Source organism: uncultured Granulicatella sp. (genome assembly GCF_938030755.1).
Classification (GTDB): domain Bacteria; phylum Bacillota; class Bacilli; order Lactobacillales; family Aerococcaceae; genus Granulicatella.
The window spans coordinates 1-5,680 of the sequence record NZ_CALHIF010000042.1; the positions used below are offsets into that span (position 1 = coordinate 1).

Here is a 5,680-nt window from a genome sequence, read left to right on the forward strand (position 1 = left end):
GCAGATGTTAGATTTGATCTCTTTTAGTGATTATGATGAACTATGGATCGTTGGTGATGTTTGCGACCGTGGTCCAAAGTCGATGGAGTTACTTCAAAAGATTATCTCCAGCAAGAATATGCATCTCATCATGGGCAATCACGATGTATGGCTATTAAAATATGCTCAATACATGATTGACTGTAAACGAGATTTTCGTGCACAACGTGCAGATGATGATTACCTAAGATGGACATTACGTAATGGAGGACTCATCACTTCTGATCAATTCATGGATTTAGATTATCATGAATGTTATGACATCAAACTCTATCTTGAAAACTGTCCGTACTATAAGGAATTAACCGTTCACGGCAAAAAATTCCTATTCATTCACGCAGGTCTTAGCGAAGAGTATATGAAACCTACAACTATCGTCGCCTCTGTACCACATCATATCCTCGTATGGGAGAAGATAGGATTGGATGCAAATCCCTTCAACGATACAACGATGATTGTTGGTCACACACCAACCTTTCGTTATGGCGATGAATACCGAGGAAAAATTGCTATAGGTAAGAATAAACAAATCTATCACATCGATTGTGGATGTGTATTTGGTAAATCATTAGGTTGTTTACGTTTAGATGACTTAAAAGAATTCTATGTTCCAAGTTTACAGCCAGACCGCACTTAAATACTTTATCATATATTAAAAAAACGCTGCATAAGTTGATTCGCTTATACAGTGTTTTTTTATATTACATTACTTTGAAATTGTGTTCTTAATCAGTTCTACAACTTCTGCTTCTGTAGAGGAAGCGACAGCCTTATCAGCTAGTTCCTTCATCTCTGCATAGCTTAAGGAGTTGATAATCTTACGTGCTGGTAAGATAGATGTTGCGCTCATTGAGAACTCATCTAATCCAAGACCTACTAATAGAGGCACAGCTGTTTGATCTCCAGCCATTTCCCCACACATTCCAGCCCATTTGCCTTCTTTGTGTGCTGAATCAATTACGTGTTTGATTAACGTTAAAATTGATGGGTTATATGGTTGGTATAGGTATGAAACGCGTTCGTTCATACGGTCAGCAGCCATTGTGTATTGGATTAAGTCGTTAGTTCCGATACTGAAGAAGTCCACTTCTTTAGCAAATTGGTGAGCTAAAACTGCCGCTGCAGGAATTTCAATCATGATACCAACTTGGATATCGTCGCTGACTGCAACACCTTCTGCGATTAATTTCGCTTTTTCTTCTTCTAATAACGCTTTAGCGCCACGGAAATCATTTAATGTCGCAATCATTGGGAACATGATACGTAATTTACCGTATACAGAAGCACGTAATAGCGCACGTAATTGTGTACGGAACATTGCAGGTTCGTTTAATGAAATACGAATTGCACGATATCCTAAGAATGGGTTCATTTCGTGTGGTAATGGTAAGTATGGTAACTCTTTATCCCCACCGATATCCATTGTACGAACGACAACAGGTTTTCCATTCATTCCTTCTAAAACAGCCTTGTAAGCTTCAAATTGATCTTCTTCTGTTGGCATTTCGTGAGAATCCATATATAAGAATTCTGTACGGTATAAACCAACACCTTCTGCACCATTGTTTACAACACCTTCTAGGTCTTTTGGTGTACCAATGTTGGCAGCCAATTCAACTTGATGGCCATCTTTCGTGTAAGTTTTTGAGTCTTTTAATTTTTCCCATTCAGCTTGTTGAGCCGCAAATGCTTCCGCTTTAGCGCGGTATTCAGCAATCACTTCTTCAGATGGGTTAAGGAATACATCCCCTGCTAATCCATCAACGATAATGATATCTCCGTCTTTAGCAATTGAAGTCACTTCTTTAGTACCAACGATCGCTGGAATTTCTAAAGAACGCGCCATAATCGCTGAGTGAGAAGTACGTCCACCAATATCAGTAACGAAAGCTTTTACGTATTGGCGATTTAATTGAGCTGTATCACTCGGTGTTAAATCGGCAGCCACGATAATCACTTCATCTTTGATCGTTGCTGGGCTAGGAATTTTAACGCCTAATAAATGACCTAAGATACGTTTAGATACGTCACGAATGTCCGCAGCACGTTCTTGCATATAAGGGTTATCTTCCATTTCTGCAAAAATAGAAATAAACATATCTGTTACTTCTTTTAATGCAGATTCCGCATTCACTTTGTTAGATGTAATGCTATCTTTTACTTGTCCAATTAATTCTGGATCGCTTAAAACCATTAAGTGAGCATCGAAAACTTGCGCTTCTTCTTCACCTAAGTTTTTCAAAGCAGTCTCTTTGATTAATTCGACATCTTTAATTGACGCTGCTAATGCATCATCCAAGCGTGAAACTTCTTTTTCTGAATCTTCAACAGTTACTTTTGTGACTGTTAAATCTGGTTCAGTCAAAGTATATACTTTGGCAATTGCAATGCCATCACTAGCAGCAATCCCTTGTAATGTTGGTTTCATATTATTCAGCTAATCCTTCTTTTTTCATTGTTTCGTCAATTCCTGCTAATGCTTCTGCTTCGTCAGCACCTTCAGCAGTGATCACTACGTCAGCACCTTGGCCAACACCTAATGACATAACGCCCATGATTGATTTTAAGTTAACAGATTTTCCTTTGTATTCTAATTGGATATCTGAACTATATTTGCTTGCTGTTTGAACTAATAAAGTTGCTGGGCGAGCGTGGATCCCTGTTTCTGCGATTACATGATATTCTTTCTTTTCCATATTGAAAGTCTCCTTTGAAAGTAAATTTTGTTTTAAGAAATGTACATTCGAGAGCATGTAGTCCTCAAAAATACAACCCTTTCATTTAATAAGGTTACCATTTTTTTTCGATTTTAACAACTATTTCAATATATTTTTTAAAAGCACTTTCATCTTACTGAGAGCAAGCTATTTATCCTTTTTCAAGAAAATTAAATTTTCAAAAAAAGAGAGATGAAATAATATTAAAAACGCTGTATAATAATATTAATATTCGACATAAATAAAGGAGGCTGTGTCTGAAATGAAACTTATCGATATTACTAATTCCCACTCTCAACTTGTCAATGAACAGTTAGCTAACACGGATGCTTTCTATATCAAAGTATACTCTCTTGGCCAAACAACTGTTTTCTATGCTGACGCTTCCACTCACCGTGATATTGTTATCTTAAATAAAAAAAGACGCATCAAAGATATTGAAATTGAATTTGTCGTTCATCGTTTGTTCCATATGGAACCTGATGGCCTTGATATTATCCATGCAGATAACTTTGTTGAAATTAGTATTCCAGTGGAGAAAAAACGGCCCTCTTTTAATTAAAGAAAGCAATTAAAACTACTAATGAAGCAACTTCATGAGCAGTACTCTTTATATATACAACAAAAAAAGACCATATATGGTCTTTTTTTGTTGTATTAGATTCCAACCATGTCTAAATAGAGGCGATGTGAATAACTATCTGTCATCCCTGATATAAAGTCTGTTGCTAAAAGAAGACGTAAGTATAATTTTTCTACTTCACTCTTTCCTTTAGCAAAATAATGATACGAGCGTTTCTGACTTTCAGAAATGATACCAATCTTTTTCAATTCTACATAATCTAATTGACGATTCGTGTCATATGCTACTAAAGAAGGCACAAAACTATCTAATAAATAGGTTAACGTCGTATAGCCTGCAATTTCTAAACGGAGGATTCCTTTATTGTCATAAATTCTTTCTTCAGATAGTTTGCGAAGAATCACATATAAATCTTCTGCCCAAGAATTTTTGAACAAATCTTGGTTAAATACCCCTGCCATAATTTCATCATAATGATTTACAAAATTATGACGGGCTCCATCAATTAATTTATCGCGCAAATCCACAAAGAAGCGATTCACACTAAAGACCTCTTCGTCAATAGTTGTCAATAATTCGCGAGTATGTACTGAGTGAGGCGATTGATAGGCATCATTACTTAAATTCTCTAGCAAGAACTCTCGCACATCTCTAAAAGAGATCACGCCTTTTCCAATTGCATCTTCCATATCAGCTACTAAATAAGCAATATCGTCGGCTGCTTCCAAAATATAGGTCAGTGGATGTCGATTAGTGCCAGTCCCCGTAATTTTTGTCACTGTTTTAAACGCTTCTTCTTCTGAATAGAAATATCCCACTTTCTTAGAAGTTATTTCCTTTGTTTTTTTATGAGAAGAGGGGTAAGTATATTTTAAAATAGTATTTAAAGTAGCCACTGTTAAATCCAAACCTTCAAATTTCCCTTTGAAATCATGAAGTTTCGAAACAATGCGTAGGGATTGAGCATTCCCTTCAAATCGGTAAAAATCATTTACATACGGACTTGATAAAAACTCATCCGCAACATCGCTTCTTTCTCTCAAAATATTTGGAAGATTTTTCTTAAACCATTGGCGGATAATATCTTCTCCAAAATGTCCATACGGAGGGTTGCCTAAATCATGAACTAAACTCGCACATTCAACAATTTTCAAGACATCTTCTTGTCTATCAATCATTTCTTCGCGACTCGCATCCGGTTGTTTTTTAACTTCTTCCTGTAATAGAATCACTATTTCTTTAGCAAGAGACCTCGCCACCATAGCAACTTCCAATGAGTGGGTCAGTCTCGTGTGGATAAAATCAAGCCTTTCCAGCGGAAAAACCTGCGTTTTATCTTGCAAGCGTCTAAAAGCAGGACTCGTTACAATTCGTTTGTAATCATCATCAAATTCATTACGATGAGTCGCTTTTTTTCCAGAAATCCGTTTTGTTGATAGTAATTTAGACCATTCCATACATCATACCCCTTCCATTACCTTTTATCATTATACCAAAAGTTCGTCTACCTTTGGAATCTTGCGTATTTGATGGATATAAACAGTAATACAAATGATAAAGGAGATAAAGTCGGAAATTGGACCTGCGAAAATTAATCCATCTACTCCAAAACTTGTTGCAAGAATAATCATCACTGGAAGCAAGATAAACATTTGTCGTGTTAAAGAAAGAATCGCTCCTAGTTTTGCTTTCCCAATTGCTGGGAAGAAGGTCGTCACAATAATTGTTATTCCATTAATAAACGCAAAGAATAAGAATGCTCTTGCATATCTGACTCCAAATTCATAATAAAGAGCATCCCCACTTCCAAACATTTGAATGAGTTGTAGCGGAAAGGCTTCGAATAGAATCCATAAAATCGTCGATAAAATAACGGTTACTTTCAGTAGTAAGTTCATCATTTCATGCACACGCGAATATTTCTTCGCACCATAGTTAAATCCTAAAATCGGCTGCGCTCCTTGATTTAACCCAATTACAACTGCAATGAAAATAACGAAAATTTTACTTACAACACCCCCGACTGCAATCGGAATATCACTACCGTAAACCGATTGTGCACCATACGTACGAAGTAAGTTGTTCGATGTGATTTGAACGATGGTCGCGGAAATTTGGAAGATGAACGAGGTTAACCCAAGAGATGCAATGACTTTTACATCTTCACATGATAATTTAAAATCGCCCTTCTCAAAATGAACCGATCTAAACCGTGGAATGTACGCTACTAATACAAGGGTAGAAACGATTTGACTGATTACCGTTGCCCAAGCAGCTCCAGCAATCCCCATATTAAATCCAAAAATATATAACGGATCTAACACTGTATTTAGCAAAGCTC

Annotated in this window: 6 protein-coding genes; 2 read left to right on the forward strand and 4 right to left on the reverse strand. The window is 36.5% G+C overall.

Annotated features, from left to right (window positions below):
* On the forward strand, positions 1–676 hold a 676-nt coding region (locus Q0594_RS04540; RefSeq protein WP_298730042.1), incomplete at its 5' end, for a fructose-bisphosphatase class III.
* A 69-nt stretch (positions 677–745) separates the two neighbouring features.
* Here Q0594_RS04540 and ptsP read toward each other — a convergent pair.
* Complete coding sequence (gene ptsP / locus Q0594_RS04545) at positions 746–2,467, reverse strand: phosphoenolpyruvate--protein phosphotransferase (protein ID WP_298730044.1); 1,722 nt, start codon at positions 2,465–2,467, stop codon at positions 746–748.
* Position 2,468: 1 nt separating this feature from the next.
* Positions 2,469–2,735 carry a phosphocarrier protein HPr gene (locus Q0594_RS04550; protein ID WP_039849104.1) on the reverse strand — a complete coding sequence of 89 codons (267 nt, stop codon included), beginning with the start codon at positions 2,733–2,735 and terminating at the stop codon, positions 2,469–2,471.
* Positions 2,736–3,018: 283 nt separating this feature from the next.
* Here Q0594_RS04550 and Q0594_RS04555 point away from each other — a divergent pair, with 283 nt between their 5' ends.
* Positions 3,019–3,318: a DUF1827 family protein gene (locus Q0594_RS04555; protein WP_298730046.1), complete on the forward strand. Its 300-nt coding sequence runs from the start codon at positions 3,019–3,021 to the stop codon at positions 3,316–3,318.
* A gap of 95 nt (positions 3,319–3,413) precedes the next feature.
* On the opposite strand, the gene Q0594_RS04560 is transcribed toward Q0594_RS04555, so the two are convergent.
* Positions 3,414–4,796, reverse strand: coding sequence for a deoxyguanosinetriphosphate triphosphohydrolase (locus Q0594_RS04560; protein ID WP_298730048.1), 1,383 nt, complete (start codon positions 4,794–4,796; stop codon positions 3,414–3,416).
* Between the two features lie 30 nt (positions 4,797–4,826).
* Positions 4,827–5,680: MATE family efflux transporter (locus tag Q0594_RS04565; RefSeq protein WP_298730050.1), on the reverse strand; the 854-nt coding region annotated here is incomplete at its 5' end.

Bases quoted from the DNA above. Each gene is read 5' to 3' on its own strand.
- ptsP (WP_298730044.1), bottom strand. From the start codon at position 2,467: ATGAAACCAACATTACAAGGGATTGCTGCTAGTGATGGCATTGCAATT.
- Q0594_RS04550 (WP_039849104.1), bottom strand. From the start codon at position 2,735: ATGGAAAAGAAAGAATATCATGTAATCGCAGAAACAGGGATCCACGCT.
- Q0594_RS04555 (WP_298730046.1), top strand. From the start codon at position 3,019: ATGAAACTTATCGATATTACTAATTCCCACTCTCAACTTGTCAATGAA.
- Q0594_RS04560 (WP_298730048.1), bottom strand. From the start codon at position 4,796: ATGGAATGGTCTAAATTACTATCAACAAAACGGATTTCTGGAAAAAAA.